This is a genomic window from Rhodococcus sp. OK302 (assembly GCF_002245895.1).
In the GTDB taxonomy this organism is placed as follows: domain Bacteria; phylum Actinomycetota; class Actinomycetes; order Mycobacteriales; family Mycobacteriaceae; genus Rhodococcus_F.
Genome location: NZ_NPJZ01000001.1, coordinates 1117871 through 1138584, shown reverse-complemented (window position 1 = coordinate 1138584; position 20714 = coordinate 1117871). Strand labels below are relative to the sequence as shown.

Below are 20714 nucleotides of genomic sequence, written 5' to 3'. Positions count from 1 at the left end.
GAGAGCTACGGGAGATCCTTCTCGAGGCTTTCCGGGAGGCCTTCCTTGGGGCTCTCCTCGGGGACTTCCGCTGGGACTTCCTTGGGAACTTCCTTAGGACCACTGATCAAGATGTCGGCCCATCGTGTTGTCGGGTCGATATCGAGAAGCACCGCCTTGACCAGCAGCGACAGCGGTATGGCCAGGAGCGCGCCCAAGGCACCCAACACCCACGACCAGAAGACCAGCGACAGGAACGTCATAGTCACGGAGATCCCGACGGCGTCACCGACAAATTTGGGCTGGATGATGGATTGGATGACGAAGTTGATGACGGAGTAGACGACGATCACCCACAACATCAGCCAGGGACCACCTTGGAGCAGTCCGAGTAGCGCCGGCGGAATGACGCCGATGACAAAACCGATGTTGGGAATGTAGTTGGTGATGAACGAGAGCAGTGCCCACAGGACGGGTAGCGGGATTCCCATCAACCACAGTGCGCCGCCGTCCAGGACTGCGACGATGAGCCCGAAGACCGTGGATACCACCAGGTATTTGCGGGTTCCCGATGCGAAAGTAGAAAGAGCGTAGGAGATTTCGGGTCGAACCTCGGCCAGTATGCCCAATCGGGAGCGGATACTCATACCGTCGAAGGCCATGAAGAGCAGCAGCGCAAAAATGAACACGAGGTCGGAGAGCACACCGAGCAAGCTCTGCAGTGCGGTCTCGACAACTGCCAGGACCTTGGTGAGATCGACACTGCTGACTGTATTTTGGATCTGCTGCGTATCAACTCCGAAGTCGGCCAGACTAGTTCGGGCTTGGTTCAGCAACTCGCCCATCTTGTCGGAGTACTCGGGAAGAATTGTCGCCAACTGAGCCGTCGAGACGACCAACGACGCAACCAGTCCGATCAGGATCAGATACACCGTGACCAAGGCCCCGAGCATGCCGATCCACTTGGGCCAGCCGCGCTTCTGCGCCCAATCTTGTATCGGCTGAACGGCAATGGTAAGCATCAGCGCCAAAAATACCGGGCCCAGAATTCCGCTGAAGGACTTCATTCCAGCCACGGCAACAACCGTCGCAGCGGCGCCGAGGAGCACGATCAGGCCACGAGGAATCGACCAATGGCCACTGTCGGAAACAGTCGGAACGACGACCGGCCCAGCCGGGCGCTTAGAGAACACCGGCTTCCTTTGCCCGGCTCCGAATCTGGACTGCGCCCACGATCAACAAAATGCCGAACAATATCGCGTACCAGCCCACCAGCCAGATCAATCCGAGAATGCCTTCCCCCGGCACGATCAGGAGGATGATTCCCAGAATCACGGCGAGCACCGAGGCAGCCATCAGCCATCCCCAGCTTGAACCCGGCAGTCCCTTGAGTTTGAAAGCTCCTACTACGCCCATGATTCCGAAGAGAATGGCGTAGAACGCGATGATGTACAGCAGAACCAGGGCAGTGATCCCCGGCCAGACCAACGCAACAACACCGGCGCCCACTGAAACGACACCGCCGAATACCCACCATCCCCAGGAGCTGAGATGGGTCCGGTCACGGACCGCCCTGATGACGGTGACAAGTCCGTCGATGATGGAGTAGATACCGAACAGGTAAACCAAGGCGACAACCGTGATTCCCGGCCAGACCAATGCCATGACTCCGAAAGCGATCCCGAAGATTCCACGGATCAGGATCATCCACCAGATCTCTTTGCCGTACACCAGGAACGGGCTCTGCGTGACCATCAGTTGCCTCCGAGCATCAGTTCGTCGGACGAATACCAGGTGCAGTCCACGATCCCGAGAGCACCGAAGCCTTGGGCCAATACAGGCGTAAGAATACGTTGAATCCGGCTGCGGGGCTGGGTAACCAGTTGTTCTCCTTCTCCGCGCCTGGGGACTCGTGTTGAATGTAGATGTTCAGGGAACCGTCGTCTTCATACACGAGGTCACTACGGTCACCGATTACGTAGCGATCAATCGGATTGTCTACGAAGAACTGTCGCTCGTTCATCATCGTCAGAGACCAGAATCCCTCGACGGGAGGAAGTTCGCCCTCCTCGAAGCGCAACACATAATTCTTCGCCCCCGTCAGCGCATTGCCGTCGATGTCGGTGGTCGCATGCGGGTACACGGCATCCGCGTCGAGATTCGCGCCGAATCCCAGCCACACGATCAAGGCACGCTGCTCGTAGTGCGTGCCGTAATGCCCGAGGCCGCGGTGCATCGTCCACCCGTTTTTGGGCGTGCTTTCGGATTCTGCGGCGATAGTGTGCAGGACGTTCATTCCTGACCGCGCAGCTCGGTCGAGAGCGTCACGAACTTCCGCCGGCCGCACATCCCAGGCAAGCCCCGAACCGATTCCGATATCGCCCAACAGATGCATGATCTCGGCATCCTCGGGCCGCGGCGGGTTGACATCGAGCAGAGCGTCGAGCGCGGTGAAAAACGTTCGCCCGTCCATTGCGGCAACCTGGTCGACGGGTGGCGTGTGCGTGTCGATTGTCGGATCGACGGAACCTTCCGGCGGCAAATAGTCCTCCGGATTGCCCGTCCACTTCGACAACGGCGTCAACCGAGTCTGATCTTGCAATGTGTGGACTTCGGCGAGATCTGTACCGCCCGAAGTTGCGTAGCGCGCCACGATCCAGTTCATCACCGTCGGTGAGCGGAGCAGCGTCATGCCCTTGGGCACTTCACCTTTCCACGTCGGCCCGGCCACTACATAGGGTCCGCCGGTACGTCCCACCGTCCGCGAACCCGGCACGGTGAACACGTCACTCCATGCATCGAGGATAGGCGCCAGCCAGTACCTCGTTCCGAAATCCGGCAACGTCAGGACCTGCGGTTCCGTCGTCAAATCGAGCCACCCGGACGAATACAACGTATCGGCGTTTGGTGAGACGACGTCTGTGAACGATGCGTCGGGAGTCGTGCGCGCATAGGCGAACTGATTGACGGGGGCCTTCATGCCGGTTGGTGACGACACCGCTGTCATCACGTCCCGTGAAACTGCCGCGATCAACAGTGGGTATCCGAATATCCAGGCTTGTGTTGCCAGATCTTCCAACTGAGAGCGCTTCGAGGCAGCCATGACCTGCGGTTACCACCACGCTCACCTGGACAAACCTTGGCTGGCACTCCGATGGCCTTGTGTGCCAGCACCGGAAGGCGCATATTTCTTCTATACCCAACGAAGTGTGCCGGACCTACCTGTCACCACGTCCAACCAACACCTCGGGGAGGAACAGAGATGAGAAGAAACGAAGCGATTGGCATCTCACCGTTCCAGTCGGCCGGGGCACTGCAAGGTTTTGTCATTTCCGGGCGTTGGCCGGACACCACAAAAGAGTGGGCGCAACTTCTTGCACTGACGGTCCGGGTAGCCACCTTGCCAGGTCTGTTGCCGACGACGACGGTCTTCGGCGTCCGCGAAGACGTCCCGGATGATCCGGAACCGGGAACAATCGGACTGGTTGTTGCCGAGGGGCCCGTGCTCGGCGACTTTGCACTTCCGCCTGGCCGCTTTTCCGACCACCAGCCGCCCGCGTTGATCATGTTGCATCCCCCATCGGAAACTACATCCAGCCTGCCCGAATGCGAGGGCAGCGCCTCCGGCTGCGTGCTGCTTCCGGGCCTGCCGTACCTGGGTTTGGATCACCGCGCTGCCTGGGTGGAAGCGGAGGCCGACGGGACGGTCGTCTCGATGATCAGCCGGGTCGGCATCGATCCGATCAGTGATCCCGACACTGCCGTTTTGGCGATGCTCCTCGCCTGCTGACGGCAACGGTAATGCAAAAGTTCGGATCGCCAAACTTACTGTGCGCTTTGCGAATTCGAGAAACCCAGGCTAACCTCGGTACCAACGAAGGGGAGTAGCCCCCAATCGTCAGGTCGACATACTGGTCCCGACTGTTCGCGCGCCTCGCCGAACACGACGTACCCGGCCTGCGAACCGCAGTTCATGGCCAGACGGCTCATGACCATCGGTGGGCGAGACCTTCGGCCGGACAGGTGTCATCCGCGCCTGCCCAGGACCGGAGGGGTAAACCTTGCTTGCTGCAATACTTTTGAGCTTCGGCGTCATCTTCGTCGCTGAACTCGGCGACAAGTCGCAACTGATGGCAATGACCTTCGCGTTGCGTTATCGCTGGTGGGTAGTTCTCGGCGGCATCACCATCGCCACCACTCTTGTTCACTTGGTTTCTGTTGGCGTCGGCCACTATCTGGGCGTCGCATTGCCGACCGCCGCGATCAGCATCGTCGGCGGTATCGCCTTCCTCATCTTCGGCCTCTGGACCCTGCGCGGCGACGACCTCACCGAGGACGAGCAGAACAAGGCCGGGCGAGTCACCCGATCCGCCTTCATTGCCGTCGCATCCGCATTCTTCCTCGCCGAACTCGGCGACAAGACCATGCTGGCCACCATCACTCTCGCCACCGACAACGATTGGGTGGGCATCTGGATCGGATCCACCATCGGCATGGTGGCCGCCGACGCACTGGCAATCATCGTGGGTTCTGTTCTCGGCAAGCATCTTCCGGAAGGCTTCATCAAGATCGGTGCGGCTGTACTGTTCTTCGTCTTCGGCATCTGGCTGCTTCTCGAGGGCATCTTCCCAGGCTCTTCCGCCGGCATCATCGGCGGCGCGATTGTCCTCGGCACCGCCATAGCGGGCGCACTGATCCGGCTGATGTGGAAGCGCGCCCACCCGGTACAGCTGCCCGAGTCCACCCCCGAAGCCGTGGAACAAACTGGTAAGACCACTTGACCACTAGCGGCTGACGGGTCTACCGTCGATACATGTTCCAACCCGTTGCACGCACCTCGGCATCCGGCGCCGTCTTCGATCAGATCTCGGTAAAAGTGCTGGCCGGAGAGTTGGCAGCCGGCGAGGCCTTGCCCAGCGAACGAAAGCTGGCCGAGGCGTTCGGCGTTTCCCGGCCCGCGGTGCGGGAAGCAATGCAGAAGCTCGCCCAGGCCGGATTGGTGGAAGTCCGGCAGGGAGAGTCGACGTCGGTGCGCGATTTCCGACGGCAGGCCGGGCCGGAACTTCTGCCACAGCTTCTTGTTCGGGGCGGCGTCCCGGATCTGTCAGTTGTCCGCAGCGTCCTCGAAGCCCGCGAGTTGATGGGACCGCAGATCGCTGCCTTGGCTGCCCGACGCGTTTCACCGGAACACGGCATTGAACTCCACGCTGCCGTCGACCATCTTGCCGCCACCGATGATCCCGTGGAACAACAGAACCGCGCACTCGCGTTCTGGGAATTTGTTGTCGACGGTGCCGATTCCATCGCGTTCAGGTTGATCTTCAACAGTCTCCGCACCGCCTACGAACCTGCGATGACGGCCCTGGCCGCGGTCATGGTTGCCGAGGTCGGCCAGACCGAACTGTATCGAAAACTGGCTACTGCCATCACCACACACGACGAGCCCACCTCTGCGGCGCTGGCCGGGGAGCTTCTGCGCTCGGGCACGACGGCGATCGGTGAGGCCCTCACGTTCCTGGAAGGACTGAAACCATGAGCACGCCACTGACACTCTCCGATGCCGCTCGAACCTTCCGCAAGTCGCCCACCCCGTGGATGATCGGGGCAATGTTGGTCGCTGCGACAGCATCACGAATTGCACTGGGCAACTGGCAGATCACCGATGCCCTGGTTCCCCTCGTGATGATTGCCGTATTTCCGTTCGTGGAGTGGACTATTCACGTCGTCATCCTGCATTGGAAACCTCGGAAGATTGCCGGCATCACCATCGATTCGCGGCTGGCACGCAGCCATCGCGAACACCATGCGTCGCCGCGCACGGTTCCCTTGATCTTCATTCCGTGGCAGACCCTCCTGATCGTGATTCCAGTTCTGGCCGCCGTCGCCCTACTCGCGTTTCCTCGCATCGAACTCGCCCTCACGTTCCTGACCTGTATTTCCGTAATCGGACTGATCTACGAGTGGACTCACTTCCTGATCCACAGCGACTACAAGCCGAAAACTGCTCTCTACAAATCGGTTTGGCGAAATCACCGCAACCATCACTTCAAGAACGAGCACTACTGGTTCACCGTCACAACAGCCGGGACAGCCGACCGCGTACTGGGCACCTACCCCGCCCCGAAATCTGTGGAAACCTCTCCCACTGCCAAGAACTTGCATGGCGCCACATCGAACCTGTGAACCTGGCCGCTTTCCTGTCTTCGGCAGCTGATACTCGCATACCGGCACCCTCGGGTCGTCCGTCCAATACCCTGGACGGACGACCCTGCCGCCGTTGATCAAGGAATCCGATGTCTACGAATTTGCCTGTTCACGCATTCACCGACGACGCCTTGGGCGATCTCGACGCCACGGGTGTTGCTGCCCGGATCGCATCCGGTGAGGTGACTGCGCGGGAGGTCATGGAGGCCTCGATCGCCCGCGCCGAAGCGATGCAGGGGCAAATCAACGGCCTTGCGTACACAGATTTCGACCGTGCTCTGGTGCGGAGCAAGAGGCCGACCACGGGAATCTTTGCGGGTGTCCCCACCGCAATCAAGGACAACACCGACAGCGCCGGTCTGCCCACCCAGCAGGGAAGCACGGCCTTCACCGCCCTCCCCGCCATGGCGGACAGCGACTTCGCGAAGCAGTTCCTGTCCACCGGCGCAATTTCCATCGGAAAGTCCCGGCTGCCCGAGTTCGGATTCAACGCTTCCACCGAGTTCATGACCGAAGAACCAGTCCGCAATCCCTGGAACCCGGCCTACTCGGCGGGTGCGTCGTCGGGCGGTTCCGCAGCATTGGTCGCGTCGGGCGTCCTCCCCTTCGCGCATGCCAACGACGGCGGCGGTTCCATCCGCATCCCCGCTGCCGCGTGCGGGCTGGTCGGCCTCAAAACCACCCGTGGCCGGACCGTCGCCGATCCCGCGGACAAGTCCTTGCCGATCCGGATCATCTCGCAGGGCGCCGTCACCAGGACTGTCCGCGACACCGCACGTTGGATGTCGGCAGCCGAAGGTTACTACCGCAATCCACGACTCGCCCCGGTTCGCCTGATCGAAGGCCCCAGTCCCACTCGTCTACGCGTCGGCGTGATCACTGATTCCGTAACCGTCACCAAGACGGATGACGAAACCCGTAAATCTGTTGCAGCCACAGCGGAACTGCTCGCCGAACTCGGCCATCATGTCGAAGACGCCGTGCATCCCGTGGGGCAAGAGTTCGTCGAGGATTTCGGGATCTACTGGGGATTCCTGTCTTTCGCAATATCTACCGGCGGCAAGCAGATGTTGGGCTCCGACTTCGACAAGTCCGCTACCGACAATCTCTCGCGCGGTCTGTACTCGCTGTACCGGAAGAATCTCGCGAAGACTCCGCGGGCATTTTATCGGCTACGCCGCGTCCAGCAGCAGTATTCGGCAATGTTCCAGAAGTACGATGTCGTGCTCTCCCCGACACTCGCCCACACTACGCCCGAGCTTGGATACCTTTCCCCGGCTCAGCCTTTCGAGGAACTGTTCGACAAGCTGATCGCCTACACGTCGTTCACCCCCCTCAACAACATCTCCGGTGGTCCCGCAATCTCGTTGCCGATGCACCAAACCAGCAACGGCCTACCACTGGCTTCCCATTTCTCGGCAGATCTCGGCGATGAGCGCACTCTGCTCGAGTTGGCCTTCGAACTGGAAGAGGCCCAGCCCTGGAATCGAATCCAGGACTGAGCCACCACCTCCGGAAGTAACGATCAGTCGCGCGGCAACCCGAGCATGCGCTCACCGATCACGTTGAGCTGCACCTCGGTGGTGCCGCCGTAGATGGTGGTGGCGCGGCCTGAGATCAGCTGCTCCATCGCCTTGTCGCTGGGCTTACCCGGGATGCTGACCGCTCCGGCAGCACCTAGTTCCGCGACCACGAACTCGGCGATCGACTGGCTGATCTTCATGGCCAGAAGCTTGCCGACGCTCGACGTGGTACTTACATCGATTCCCGAAAGTTGTTTGAGCACAACGCGAGAACCGATGAGATCGATGGCCTGACTTTCGGCAACAAGCTCGCCGACGCGGTAGCGCCCGATCGGGCTGAGGTGTGCAGACTTCGCGAACTTCAGCAGATCCGTGTCCGACGCATAAGCCTCCATCTTCTGACTCAGCGCGACGCGCTCACCGGCCAGGGTTGTACGTGCGACGTTCCAGCCGTCGTTCACTTCTCCGACCACATTCTCGTCGGGAATGAAGACGTCGTCGAGGAATACTTCGTTGAACAGCGCCGAGCCCGTCATTTCACGCAACGGACGGACAGTGATTCCCGGCGTCGACATATCCAGCACGAAGTAGGTGATGCCTTGATGTTTCGGCTTGGCGGCATCCGTGCGGGCAATGAGCATCGCCCAGTCGGAGAACTGCGCCACCGTGGTCCAGATCTTCTGACCGGTGACTTTCCAACCGCCGTCTACCTTTTCGGCCTTCGTCGACAACGAGGCGAGGTCGGAACCGGCGCCGGGCTCACTGAACAGCTGGCACCACACCAACTCGCCCTGCAATGTGGGTACTGCCAGTTCCTGCTTCTGTTTGTCAGTGCCGTGAGCAACAACCGCCTGAACGGCCCAGCCGCCCATCAGGAGTTGCGGCATCGCGATGCCGGCCGCCTTGATCTCCTGCGAGATCACAATCTGCTCGAGCGGAGCGGCGCTGCGGCCGTACGGCTTCGGTAGATGCGGGTGGACCCAACCTCCATCACCGAGAGCGATCAACTGATCGTCCTCGTCCAGATCGACCAGCTTCGCGAGTTCGCTTGCGATCTGGCCGCGAATAACCTCGGCCTCGAGCGGCAATTCGAGAACCGAAGCCCGGCTGATGCCGTCGATCGCCTGCTGCGCAACACGATTGGCACGATCCTCGCGAGTTCCGAGAATGCCACGAATCGACAGCGCCCGACGGTAGTACAAGTGAGCGTCGTGCTCCCACGTGAAACCGATGCCCCCGTGGACCTGGATGCAATCCTGCGCCACCTGCACCGCTGCGTCGGGGACAATGACGGCGGCGATGTCCGCAGCAAAATCTGCTGTGTCGTCACCCTTGTCCAGGGCACTTGCGGCATCCCACACCACGGCACGAGCTTGCTCGAGCGCAATGCCCATCTGAGCACATTTGTGCTTGACACCCTGGAACTGGCCAATGGGACGTCCGAACTGCACACGAGTCTTGGCGTACTCCGACGCCGTGGAAACACACCAGGACATGACGCCGACGTCCTCGGCGCCCAAAACCACGGCGGCGATGGATCGTACGCGAGTTGCGGTCAAACCGTCGAGCACTCGATCGGCGCTTATCTGCACACTGTCGACTTCTAGGCGTGCACTACCGCGCAGCACATCGATACTGTCCTGCACCGTGATCGAGACTGCACTGCTGTCGAGTACGACGTACCGAACGCCCTCGGGTAACGCCGCTGGTACCAGCAGCACGTCGGCATGTTCGCCGCCAAGAACAGCGTCGAGTACACCGGTTATGCGGTAGCCGCCGTCAGCAGCTTCCGCCACCAAGGGTGTACCCAAAGCAACGGCTGCCGTGTGTGTTCCGTCGAGTAGGCCCGGCAAGAACTCCAGTCTCGCCTTCGAATCTGCGGCACCGAGAACTGCACTCGCCAGAACAGTCGAAACAAAAGGTCCGGGAGAGACAGTGCGGCCCAAGGCTTCCAGAGCCACAGCGAGGGTGAGAAGACCCGCGCCGTGGCCGCCCTGAGCCTCGGGGACCGCGAGCCCCAGCAGATCCTGACCGACCAGGGCGGGCCAGAATTCCGGGAACTTTTCCTCGGACCGGGACTCTACCGCCGCCCGAACCTGTTCGGCAGTGATGGTGCGCTCGGCGAAGGCCCGCACCGAATCTGCGAGTGCTGTGTGTTCTTCACTGAGCCCGAGGCCGAGTTCGTACGCATTGCGCGCCATGGCTTTACAGACGCTCTGCGAGGTCTGCGACGGTCCAGGGACCTTCGCTCTCGATGGTGTTGACGTCATGCCAACCGGCCAACTCGGTGATAGCCCCGCCCTGTACGGCATAGACCTTGCCGGTGAGTTTGCAGTCCGGCCCCGCGAGATACGCCACCAATGGCGAGATGTTGGACGGAGCAAAAGCGTCGAACTCGCCCTCGGGAACTTCGGCTGCAAATAGCGCACCCATTCCGGGGGTCGCCAAAGTCAGTCGGGTACGCGCGATCGGGGCAATTGCGTTGACGCGCACGCCGTACCGATCGAGTTCGTCGGCAGCTACCAGGGTCAGGGCTGCGATGCCGGCCTTCGCTGCGCCGTAGTTGCCCTGACCGGCGTTCGGCATGAATGTGCCTGAGGCCGAAGCAGTATTGATGACCGACGCATTGACGGTCTCCCCCGCCTTGCTCTGCGCTTTCCAGTACGCGGCAGCGTGATGGAGCGTCGCAGCATGTCCTTTGAGGTGAACGGCAATGACCGAGTCCCACTGGCTTTCGTCCATGCCCGCGATAAAGGCGTCGCGAAGGATGCCGGCATTGTTGACGAGGATGTCGAGTCGACCGAACTCGCGGATGGCCTGCCTGACCAGACCTTCCGCGCCGTCCCACGTCGCGACGTTATCCGTGTTGGCAACAGCTGCGCCGCCGGCGGCGATGATTTCGTCGACTACCTGCTGCGCCGGGCCGGCATCCGCACCGGAACCGTCGTTGGCACCGCCGAGGTCGTTGACTACGACGCTGGCGCCTTCGCGGGCGAAGAGCAATGCATGCTCACGGCCGATGCCGCGTCCGGCACCGGTGATGATCGCTACGCGACCGTCCAGACTTCCCATAAGTTCAGTTCTCCTCGAGTGGTTTCAGATGTCGCTGATGACGGCAAGACCGTCCTTGATGACGAGGTCACCGACCGCGCTGGTTTCATACGAATACGAGGTAGCTCCGTCGGCCGATCCGGACTTGTAGAAGGTGGTCTCCATGTCCTGTGTCGGGAGCACAGGCTTCGCGAATCGCACTGCGAGACGGCGTAAACGCTCGGTCTGGCCGTCGGCTAGTTCCGTGAGGGCGCCCCACGACGTGAATGCCATCGTGCACAGTCCGTGGTTGATGATTCCCGGAAGGCCGGACAGGCGGGCGATCTCGTCGTCGAGGTGAATCGGCATCGGATCCCCGGAGGCCGGTGAGTACCGGAACGTCTGATCCTCGTCGATGTGCTGATTCACGACTGCGGCGGGAGCGGCGTCCCGAAGTGCTTCGCCGAAGCGATGATTCGGCGCCTTCTCGCCCAGACCGGTGCCGGCGTCGACCTTGCGGAAGAATGCCGTCATCCACTGCTCATTGACCAATTCGCCCTTGTCGGTTTTGGTTTCGACATAGATGACTACGGTTGATCCGTTGTCACGGCCCTCGAATCCGATGGGCTTTGCCCGCGCCACCAGGTGATCGCCGGGGTAGATGGGACGATGGAACAGGAAATCCTGCTCACCGTGCACCAGCTTCATCAGCAGTTCCACCGGCGCCACCGACAGTGCTGCGGGTGCCATCGACATGAAGACCGGCACCACCGCGAACACGGGCGGGGCGATTTCGCCGCGCAAGTGCCGCTCGATGGGATCGTTGGTGGCAGCCGCATATTCGGCAATACGCTCGGCTGTTACCTCGAAGTGTTCCGGATCAGTCCAGACGTCCAGACCGGAAGTATCGAATTGGACGGTGGGTGTTGTCATAGTGCTTTATCCGACCAACTCGGCGAACTTCGCCAGCGAAGCCTCGAGATCCACCTTGGCATTCTTGGCAACTGCTTTGCCGATCGGCCCGACGATCATGGCGCCCTTGAAGCTGGCGTCGACAGTGGCACGAGATCCCGTGCCGTCAGCTTCGACGGAGAGAACGAATTCTACAGTGACACCTGCCATTCCGGTGCCCCCGATCTTGACCATCTTGGGAACCTCGACCTCTTCGACGGTCCACTCGATCTTGTTGGCCATACCCATCACGGAAACAACTTCGGTGAACTTGGCGCCCAGCGAGACCGTGGTGGGCAGTTCACTCTTCCAGCCCTGGTGGATAGTGAGCCATTCTTCCCAACGCGAGAGATCAGAGAGTGTGTCCCAAGTCTTTTCGGGAGAAGCGGGCAGTACGGCTGAGACGGAAACGGAAGCCATGGTGAAACTCCTTGAAGGTAGTGGGTTTTCGATTCAACGCATGTAGGGCTTGTAAGCCGTGACGACAACTGCGCCGCCGAGGCCGATATTGTGCTGCAGAGCAACTTTCGCGCCGTCAACCTGACGCTTGTCGGCAGTTCCCCGGAGTTGCCAGGTGAGTTCGGCACACTGGGCGAGGCCGGTAGCGCCCAGTGGGTGACCCTTGGAAATCAAACCGCCGGACGGGTTGACGACCCATCGGCCGCCATACGTGGTGTCGTCGGCGTCGACGAGCTTGCCACCGTCTCCTTCGGCACAGAGACCGAGTGCTTCGTAAGTGAGCAACTCGTTGGTGGAGAAGCAGTCGTGCAGTTCGATGACGTCAACGTCGGCTGCCGTGATTCCGGCTTGCGCATAGACCTTTTCGGCGGCCTTACGAGTCATGTCGGCACCCACGAGGCTGATGGCACTCTTGTCCTCGAAAGTGCTGTTCATGTCGGTGACCATGGCCTGGCCGACAATCTCGATGGCGCGGGCGGCCAGTCCGTGCTTCTCGACAAATGCTTCGCTGGCCAGAATCGCAGCGCCGGATCCGTCGGAAGTGGGTGAGCACTGGAGTTTGGTGAGCGGTCCGTGGATTTTCTTCGCTTCGAGGATCTGCTCGAGCGTGTACTCGTCCTGGAACTGCGCGTACGGGTTGTTCATCGAGTGCTTGTGGTTTTTAACTGCGATCTTCGCGAACTGCTCGACTGTGGTGCCGAAGCGTTCCATGTGCTCGAGGCCGGCGGCGCCGAACATGTACGGGGCGGGCGGCATCGCAAATTCCTGAAGCTCAGCCAGCGCGAGCAAGTGACGCATCAACGGCTGTTCGCGGTCGTCGTACATGGTGCCCAGCGAGCCGGGGAGCATCTTCTCGAAGCCCAGAGCCAACGCGCAGTCTGCCTGCCCACTCTTGACGGCTTGCACTGCCAGGTACAGAGCGGTCGAACCCGTCGAACAGTTGTTGTTGACGTTGACTATGGGAATGCCCGTCATGCCGAGCTCGTAGACAGCGCGCTGACCTGCCGTGGACTCGCCGTACACATAGCCGACAAACGCCTGCTCAACCTGGCTGTACTCGATACCCGCGTCTTCGAGCGCCTTGGTTCCGGACTCCCGCGCCATGTCGGGATAGTCCCAGTCACGGGCTCCCGGCTTCTCGAACTTCGTCATGCCGACGCCGACGACAAAAACCCTGTTGCTCATTGCCACTCCTGAAGAGACGGTATCTGTGTGTGACACGCTGTCCCACCAAAGTATGTGAGACATCATGTCCAGTCAATGGTTGGTAGGTATCGGGGCTCGGTAGGTATCGTTCGACAAATGACGAATACAGCTGAGTCGGCGCAGCCCGACGGGCGCAGCACTCGCTGGAACGATCACAAGGAGCAACGCCGAGCACGGATCCTCGACGCGGCCCTCGACGCCGTCAACGAGGGCGGCGCCGACATCGGCGTTCAACTGATCGCGGAGCGCGCCGATGTACCCCGTTCGGTCGTGTATCGGATCTTCAAGGATCGTGCCGATCTCGACGAACAGTTGCGGGTCCGGATCCTCGACATGATGATGAGTGATCTGACGCCCACCCTCACCCCGGCGGGCACAGTGGGCGACACCATTTCGCGGGCAGTCCACACCTACATCCAATGGATCATGAAATATCCACGGCTGCACCACTTCTTAGGCAAGGGTTCGCCGAGCACACGGACAACGGGCTCGAAGGTAGTCGGTTCCAAAGTTGTCACCGGAACGAAGACCGCCATCGCCGTTCAGTTGGGCAATCTGTTGGGCGCAATTCTGGCGAGCCGCGGAAAGCCGTCAAAGATGGCTGAGCCGTTAGCTTTCGGGCTCATCGGACTGGTCGACGTCAGCGTCAATCGATGGCTCAGCCAACCGGGATCCGACGTCTCGAGCACCGAATTGGCCGACTTCCTCGAACTTTCCATCTGGCAGGTCCTCGACGGCAATCTCCGCCGGATGGGTATCGATATCACCCTGAAGACCCCCATTTCGGAGTTGTAAACAGCAGCGCGTGCACACCGGGGCATGTTTCTTTCCCGGTGTGCACGTTGCGTATTCGGCTGTTCAGGCTGCTGTCGGCGGACTGTTCCCCGATATCGGAACCTGATACGGATCTACCGACATCGGTGGATAGAACCGAGTTTTCCGATCATCCCCGATCTCGACACTCCACTCGGTATGGTGCAGCAACCGATGATGGTGACCGCACAAAAGTATGAGATTGTCGAAATCCGTTGGACCACTGTCTATCCAATGAACAATATGGTGGGCGTCGCACCATCCGGGCGGAGTGCCGCAGCCGGGAAACGCGCATCCGCCATCCCTGACAGCCAAAGCTCGCCGCTGCGGGACCGTCGCGGTTCGCTCGTCGAGCCCATGATTGAGCGGAACACCGTTCTTATCGAGCAGGATTCGGGTGACCATACAATCGCAGGCCAGCATGCGGGCGCTGTCGAGGCTGATAGGCCCGGCCCAGTTGGTGATCGCATACCCGAGTTCCTCAGTGGACGGCAAAAGGTCTTTCAATGCCTGCAGGTCCGTGAGGTCTTTCGCGGTAGCAGTAATCGTCAGGTGCGGTTTGACGCCACCTTCGACGGGGCCGAGGCCGGCCATCTCGAAGCGGCGCAGTAGTTCACAGAAACCGTCAGCCCGTCGAAGTGCCGGGGTGCGAAGATCTTTCACACCGTCGATTTCGGGAGTCGGCTTCGAGAGTCCGGACAGTAGGGCAATGAGGCGGGCTCCGTTGACGGCGTCGAGGTCGCCTTTGACGCTGACGCGGCCGTACAAACCTTTCGAGGCATAGAACTCGTTGCGCTCGGAATCCTCTCCGATGGGGACGCCGTCGTCGCGGTTGCCGTACTTCTTTTCGATGCGCCGGATGGCTGCTCGGACTGCCTCGCAGTCGGAAACTTTTTTCGAGGCGAGGTCCAGAAGGATTTCCCGAGCCTTTTCGATGTCCGCGATATGCATATTCTTGGGTGGGCGCTGGCAGAACTGTGCCACCTGACGGGCCTTCTGCATATCGATGTCACCATCGTGAAAGGACTGTGCGACTACAGGTTCAAGCATGAACAACCGTGCGAGGCTGACCAGTTGGCTGCATTCGCCGATCTCGAGATTGGTGGACCGGTGCAACCACTGGGCGATAGCCCGAAAGCCCGTATCCGGGAGAGCATCACGCGTGAACATCTCGACAACGAGGTGCACCATGCGCGATTGCATGTCATGGCGGGCGCGGACCAGGTCGAGAACCTCCGCCTTGAGACCCTCACCGTCCAGTTGCCACGCTTCCCGATTTCCCATGCTCCAATTCTAATCGAACAGGATTTCGATTCCTAGGGACATTTCGGACAGGTTTTCGAGCACTTGTGCTCGAGAGTTGTTGATATACAGAGCAATTAGACTCAGACTACACGGCACCCAACCTCATTCTGACCCCCATGAGGATGATGCCGAGTGCGTTCTCACCCGGAATGTCTCGATGCCGCGAGCAACTACAGCTCCCCCAGATCTGGTCATGCCAGATGTTGCCTTCGACGAGCAGTGAGCCTGATGTCGTGCGGAGCTGATCTGCAAGTTCAAGATTGTAGGTGAACTTTGCACCGACAACAGATTCCATCACCCGAAACTTCATTGCTTCCCAGTCAGCAATCAGCTCGGCACTGCGACCGAGCTTCTTTGCCTCAGCTGGATCATCGGTGGAGAGAATCGCCCGGATCACCCTCTGATCCAACGTTTTCGCCGCAGCATAGGCATGCTCGCTCGAAGGGAAAAGTTGACCCCGATAGAGGGTAGGTGCGGGATACAGGTTTGACATGTATTCGTGGTCGCCGACGAAAGAATTGATGACCGGGGTCGGAAGCTCTCCCAGCTGCCACTGACGTTGCTCCATCGGGTCTCCCTACGTCAGATTCGGCTTGTAGCCCTTACCTTGCATCCAGGCCAGCACGTCCAGGATCCGCACCGCCGGCACTGACTCGTCGATCTCCGCACGGTTACGCAGGTCGAGCAGCTTCCGATGCAGTTCACCGTCGCGCTCCCGCATCGCCTGTCGCACCGGTTCCACGTGAGCAGATTTTGTCCGGAGTTCGCGGCCCAAGACATCGTCGTAAATCGGGTAGAGCCTGGGGCGCTTACGTGCAATGAGCTTGGACGCCACGATGCGGCCGACGCCATGGATGTCCCGCAAGGCTGTTTCCAGCCGTCCTGTCGGGGATTCTTCCGTCATCGGCTCGGACTCGTCGACCAGGTCGCGGTCCGGACCGACAGCAGCCAGGAGTTGGTTCAGTTTCGCGTTCTCGTCTCCGAGCAGAACGAATACACCTTGCGCGGGCACCTGCACAGACAGGAATGTCACGGCGACAAGATCTTCCGCAGTGAAAACATCGGTATCGCGCGCACGGGTACCGCTGGGATCCCATGAATCCCACAGCGCACCGGTCCGCAGATAGCCGGTCTTCGGGACTGCCCTCGTGAAGTACTCCTCGAGCACGTCGAGCGCCCCGGCGTCGTCGCCATCGCGCAAAACTCGCGGCAACCGGATCGACACCTGATCAGCCTCGTCCACAGCCGTTCACTCCCTCTCGTTGCATGAGGTCCAAAGTACTCAGGACTCCCGCGAACTCACACGTTCGCCCTCACATCCCCGTCCGCGTTATGGTTCTCACCACGCACCACCGCCCTACCGATCGCTAACTCGAGGAGTAAACGAAGTGGAAATCAAGGGAACCGCAGCACTGGTCACCGGCGCAGCGTCGGGCCTCGGCGCAGCAACCGCCAAGCGCCTCGCCGAGGCCGGAGCCACCGTCTTCGGCTTGGACCTGCCCGCCTCCATCGAGCGTGCCGGCGACAATGTCCCCGCAGGTGTCACGCTCATCCCCACGGACGTGACCAGCGGCGAAGAGGTCGAAGCTGCAATCAAGCAGATCGTCGAGTCGGGTTCACCCCTGCGCATTGTCGTCAACTGCGCCGGTGTCGGCTGGGCCGGTCGCATCCTGTCCAAGAACGGCCCGCATGACCTGGAACTGTTCCGCACGGTCATCACCGTCAACCTGCTGGGCACGTTCAACGTGATGCGCCTGGCTGCCGACGCTATGTCCAAGACGGACACCGTCGACGAGTCCGGTCAGCGCGGCGTTGTCATCAACACCGCTTCCGTTGCCGCGTTCGAGGGCCAGATCGGCCAAATCGCGTACTCCGCCTCCAAGGGCGGCGTGCACGGCATGACGGTTCCCGCTGCCCGCGACCTCGCGCAGTTCGGCATCCGCGTCAACACGATTGCTCCCGGCATCATCGACACCCCGATGCTCGCGGGAGTCACGGACGAGTACCGCAAGGGTCTCGAAGCCGGCGTTCCGTTCCCGTCTCGTCTGGGCCAGCCGTCGGAGTACGCGCAGCTCGCGCAGATGATCGTCGAGCACGATTACCTCAACGGTGAGACCATCCGCATGGATGGCGCTCTCCGCATGACGCCGCGCTAGTCAGACAGCGGACTAGGGGCCACTGCCAGGGAAACCTGCAGTGGCCCTGTTGTTTTCCAGGTAGTCCGCAACTTTGGATTCCGGAAGCGGACGGCTGATGTAAAAGCCTTGGATGAGTTCACAACCGGCAGAACGAAGTTGATCGAGTTGCCCTACTGTTTCTACTCCTTCGGCGAGGGACCTGATCCCCATCGAACGGGAAACTTCGACAAGCGACTCGACGACGGCGGAGTCTTGGTGCAGTTCCGAGACGAATAGTCGGTCGATCTTCAGCACGTCGAGAGGTAGTCGCCGGACGGTCTCGAAAGATGAATAGCCCGTACCGAAGTCGTCGAGTGCAATCGATATTCCAGATCCGCGGAACGCGACCAGCTGCGCGACAGCGCGATCGTCGACGGTACCGGTTTCGGTGATCTCGAGCTGTAGTCGGGACCCCGGAAGCCCTGATTTGGCAAGTGCTTGCGCCACTTCCGCACCAAAATCCAAGGACGCCAATTGCATTGGTGAAACATTAACCGCGACCAGAATGTCGTCGGGCCAGGTCATAGCTGCGGCACAAGCCATTTCCAATACCTGCACACCGAGCGGGACAATCAGTCCGGTTTCTTCGGCGACGTCGATGAAATGACCCGGTGCCAGCATTCCCCGGTCCGGGTGGTTCCAGCGCAGCAACGCCTCGAACCCCTCGATTCGGCCTGTTGCCGCATGGATTTGAGGTTGGTAGTACAGCTCGAATTCACGCGCCTCGATGGCCCGCCCCAGCTCTTGCAACGCAACCGCCCGCTCGCTGGCCCGCGCTCGAAGGACCGCCGAAAACCTGCCGACGCGATCCCGGCCCGCAGCTTTTGCGTCGTACAACGCCAAGTCAGCGAACATCACCAAACCATCCGATTCTTCGGAATCAACTGGGCTGCTGGCATATCCGATGCTTGCGCGCACTTCGATTCTGTTGCCATTCACCAGGAACGGTTCACGCAATGCCTCCAGATAGTCTGCAAACCGAGCTGTGCTGATGTCTTCTGCCGGGGAACGGTGAATAAGCCCGAACTCGTCTCCACCGATGCGAGCACAGAGACCTTTCTCGGCTACTTCATCCAACCTCGCCGCGACTGCGATCAGCAGTTTGTCACCGACCGAATGCCCCAGTGTGTCGTTGACGGATTTGAAGTTGTCGAGGTCGAGAATGGCGACGTGAACATGCTGGTCGATCCGAGTGCTGTCGAGCGCAGCGTCGAGTTCTTCGCTGAATGCTCTCCGGTTCGGCAGCCCGGTCAATGCGTCGGTTGCCGCGAGCCACAAGATCTTCTGTTCAAAATTGTATTTTTCCGTTATGTCCGATCCAATTCCACGCCAGCCACGGTTCGAACCGTCTTGGGCAACTAGCGGATTACCTGACAACGACCACCATCGATCGCCGTCGTCCACACGAACCGGAACAACCACGTCACGGAACGGAACCAGTGCTTCGAGGTGGCCAACCAGCGCCTCCAGTGCCTGTGCTCCACCCCGGGTGGATCCGATCTCGAGCCGTTCGAGGAGTCTGCGAAAGGTGAGCTCCCGCAACTCCGCGACAGGAATTCCTGATACCTGCGACAGTCGCGTCGAAGCGCGCGACATTTTGCCGTCGATGCCGACTTCCCAGAGCCAATCGCGCGATCCGCCCTCAAAGTCATCGAGGAGCAGTCCCACCGTTTCGCGCTCCGCCGCAGCCTCGAATTCTGCAAGACAACGAGCCCGGAACGAAGACGAGAGATACACCGCCGCAACACACAATGCAAACGTGTACATGACGAGTTGGAATGCCAGATAACGATATTCCACTTCAGGCCTCAGGAGTATAACGAGCAGGAGGCCTAGCCCGTGCACGAGGATCCACGCCAAACTAATGGATCGAACCGTCGACAGAGCCACGGCGCCGGCGCCCATGAGCCCGGCTATCGTGGCCGTCAACACCATTCGGCGAGGGCCATCCACGACCGGAAGCATTTTTGCGGCAAAGATGGTCATGAGAACCCCGAGAAGGATCACCTCGATCATCAGCGCCCAGTAGTCGTACCGAGTTGTGTGCGCCCGTGCACGCCACACGGAGACATACTTACTCCGCGGCAGCCATACTCGAACCGAATTTCCTGCCACCAAAATGGCGGCGGCTCCCCAGAGTATTCGGAAGTTCTGATGGTCCGACGGTACGACGTACATCAGCAGCGCACACAAGCTGAAGATATTGGCAATGTTGGATAGTGGTGCAACAGTTGTCGCTTGGCCCATTTGCCTCGCAAAGAGATCTTGCTGCTCGATTTCCGACAATTCGGATACGGCTCCACCGGTGTCCACGTTGCTCGACATTCAACAGCCCTCCCCTACGCAGCTACCAACACAGGCGCCTACGGAAGTAGTGTTCCAGACCTCTGACCAATTGCGGTCCCGAAAGTTACATCTATACCCGAAACCCGGACATATCAACCAAATTGAGACCTTTGGCGGTCTCGGTACACACTGCTGTCGAAAGCCGCCGCGATCCGGCTTCCACTATCAGAGCCCACGAATTCCGCCATCAGGGCAGTCCGTCCTTGCACTCGGATCAGCCGACCGCACTGTTGTGTACAGAATCTCCGAAATACGCGGCATCAGGCCCAAGCGCCGGAGTTTCATGTCATGGCTACTACTGACGAAATCCCCACCCTCGAAATCATTTCGGGCGCCAAGCTCGCCGCGCCCCGGATCGGAATCGGTCACACCCGGCAGACCCGCGGCCTCTCACCGATCCACTTGTGGCAGTCGTGGTACGGACCCAGTAGATGCAGATCGTGCCGGAGACAGTGGTATCGGTTGCCGAATAGTTGGTGATATGAGTAAATTCCGTCTGCTCGACTGGAGCTAAAAACTCCGATCTGTTTTCAAATCTGGTGTTGCCGAATATATTACGACCATGTCCGAGCGATTTGGTTTACCCAGGGAAAAAATCATCGACCTCGTGAATGACAGGCCAGTAATAGCCCGCCTCGTACGCAGTGCGCAACAACTCCGATCCGCGAGAGAACAAGTCGATATCAGCATCCTCAGACCACACATGCGGCGCAAAGCGATC

19 protein-coding genes are annotated in these 20714 nt (G+C 60.2%); 7 read left to right on the top strand and 12 right to left on the bottom strand.

Features of this window, described 5'->3' with window-relative positions:
• Positions 1-5: 5 nt before the first annotated feature.
• From BDB13_RS05125 to BDB13_RS05115, 3 genes are read right to left on the bottom strand one after another with little or no spacing between them, the layout of a single operon-like run.
• Positions 6-1172, bottom strand: a complete 1167-nt coding sequence (locus BDB13_RS05125) for an AI-2E family transporter (protein WP_094270689.1) — start codon at positions 1170-1172, stop codon at positions 6-8.
• Complete coding sequence (locus BDB13_RS05120) at positions 1162-1734, bottom strand: HdeD family acid-resistance protein (protein ID WP_094270688.1); 573 nt, start codon at positions 1732-1734, stop codon at positions 1162-1164. The genes BDB13_RS05125 and BDB13_RS05120 overlap by 11 nt, the downstream gene beginning before the upstream one ends.
• Before the next feature lie 16 nt (positions 1735-1750).
• A complete protein-coding gene (locus BDB13_RS05115) occupies positions 1751-3082 on the bottom strand; it encodes a DUF1254 domain-containing protein (protein ID WP_094270687.1) in 1332 nt (443 codons plus the stop codon).
• 159 nt (positions 3083-3241) lie between these two features.
• Between BDB13_RS05115 and BDB13_RS05110 the strand changes: the two genes are divergently transcribed.
• The 5 genes from BDB13_RS05110 to BDB13_RS05090 all read left to right on the top strand — a co-directional run bounded on the left by BDB13_RS05110 (position 3242) and on the right by BDB13_RS05090 (position 7685).
• Entirely contained in the window at positions 3242-3769 is a 528-nt protein-coding gene (locus BDB13_RS05110) for a peptidase (RefSeq protein WP_094270686.1), read from the top strand.
• Between the two features lie 271 nt (positions 3770-4040).
• Complete coding sequence (locus BDB13_RS05105; RefSeq protein ID WP_094270685.1) at positions 4041-4760, top strand: TMEM165/GDT1 family protein; 720 nt, start codon at positions 4041-4043, stop codon at positions 4758-4760.
• 32 nt (positions 4761-4792) lie between these two features.
• Positions 4793-5515, top strand: a complete 723-nt coding sequence (locus BDB13_RS05100) for a FadR/GntR family transcriptional regulator (RefSeq protein ID WP_094270684.1) — start codon at positions 4793-4795, stop codon at positions 5513-5515.
• Positions 5512-6162: a sterol desaturase family protein gene (locus BDB13_RS05095; protein WP_094270683.1), complete on the top strand. Its 651-nt coding sequence runs from the start codon at positions 5512-5514 to the stop codon at positions 6160-6162. The genes BDB13_RS05100 and BDB13_RS05095 overlap by 4 nt, the downstream gene beginning before the upstream one ends.
• A 110-nt stretch (positions 6163-6272) precedes the next feature.
• Positions 6273-7685 carry an amidase gene (locus BDB13_RS05090; RefSeq protein WP_094270682.1) on the top strand — a complete coding sequence of 471 codons (1413 nt, stop codon included), beginning with the start codon at positions 6273-6275 and terminating at the stop codon, positions 7683-7685.
• 23 nt (positions 7686-7708) lie between these two features.
• Here the strand turns inward: BDB13_RS05090 and BDB13_RS05085 are convergent, their stop codons facing one another.
• The 5 genes from BDB13_RS05085 to BDB13_RS05065 are packed head-to-tail and all read right to left on the bottom strand — an operon-like array spanning position 7709 to position 13331.
• On the bottom strand, positions 7709-9907 hold the full coding sequence (locus BDB13_RS05085) for an acyl-CoA dehydrogenase (protein WP_094270681.1): 2199 nt from the start codon (positions 9905-9907) through the stop codon (positions 7709-7711).
• Between the two features lie 4 nt (positions 9908-9911).
• Positions 9912-10778, bottom strand: a complete 867-nt coding sequence (locus BDB13_RS05080) for an SDR family oxidoreductase (protein ID WP_094270680.1) — start codon at positions 10776-10778, stop codon at positions 9912-9914.
• A gap of 24 nt (positions 10779-10802) precedes the next feature.
• A complete protein-coding gene (locus BDB13_RS05075; RefSeq protein ID WP_094270679.1) occupies positions 10803-11669 on the bottom strand; it encodes a MaoC/PaaZ C-terminal domain-containing protein in 867 nt (288 codons plus the stop codon).
• 6 nt (positions 11670-11675) lie between these two features.
• A complete protein-coding gene (locus BDB13_RS05070) occupies positions 11676-12107 on the bottom strand; it encodes a type II toxin-antitoxin system Rv0910 family toxin (RefSeq protein WP_094270678.1) in 432 nt (143 codons plus the stop codon).
• 33 nt (positions 12108-12140) lie between these two features.
• Positions 12141-13331, bottom strand: a complete 1191-nt coding sequence (locus BDB13_RS05065; protein WP_094270677.1) for a lipid-transfer protein — start codon at positions 13329-13331, stop codon at positions 12141-12143.
• Positions 13332-13448: 117 nt separating this feature from the next.
• Here BDB13_RS05065 and BDB13_RS05060 point away from each other — a divergent pair, with 117 nt between their 5' ends.
• The gene (locus BDB13_RS05060) at positions 13449-14147 is read left to right on the top strand and encodes a TetR/AcrR family transcriptional regulator (protein ID WP_094270676.1); all 699 of its coding nucleotides are present in this window, start codon (positions 13449-13451) and stop codon (positions 14145-14147) included.
• 63 nt (positions 14148-14210) lie between these two features.
• On the opposite strand, the gene BDB13_RS05055 is transcribed toward BDB13_RS05060, so the two are convergent.
• From BDB13_RS05055 to BDB13_RS05045, 3 genes are all read right to left on the bottom strand, one after another.
• Positions 14211-15449, bottom strand: a complete 1239-nt coding sequence (locus BDB13_RS05055; RefSeq protein ID WP_094270675.1) for an HNH endonuclease signature motif containing protein — start codon at positions 15447-15449, stop codon at positions 14211-14213.
• A 106-nt stretch (positions 15450-15555) separates the two neighbouring features.
• The gene (locus BDB13_RS05050) at positions 15556-16038 is read right to left on the bottom strand and encodes an NADAR family protein (RefSeq protein WP_094270674.1); all 483 of its coding nucleotides are present in this window, start codon (positions 16036-16038) and stop codon (positions 15556-15558) included.
• A 9-nt stretch (positions 16039-16047) separates the two neighbouring features.
• Positions 16048-16713, bottom strand: coding sequence for a DUF6308 family protein (locus tag BDB13_RS05045; RefSeq protein ID WP_094270673.1), 666 nt, complete (start codon positions 16711-16713; stop codon positions 16048-16050).
• A gap of 145 nt (positions 16714-16858) precedes the next feature.
• Here BDB13_RS05045 and BDB13_RS05040 point away from each other — a divergent pair, with 145 nt between their 5' ends.
• A complete protein-coding gene (locus tag BDB13_RS05040) occupies positions 16859-17626 on the top strand; it encodes an SDR family NAD(P)-dependent oxidoreductase (protein ID WP_094270672.1) in 768 nt (255 codons plus the stop codon).
• Between the two features lie 12 nt (positions 17627-17638).
• Here the strand turns inward: BDB13_RS05040 and BDB13_RS05035 are convergent, their stop codons facing one another.
• Positions 17639-19972, bottom strand: coding sequence for a putative bifunctional diguanylate cyclase/phosphodiesterase (locus BDB13_RS05035; RefSeq protein ID WP_094270671.1), 2334 nt, complete (start codon positions 19970-19972; stop codon positions 17639-17641).
• Positions 19973-20714: the final 742 nt, after the last annotated feature.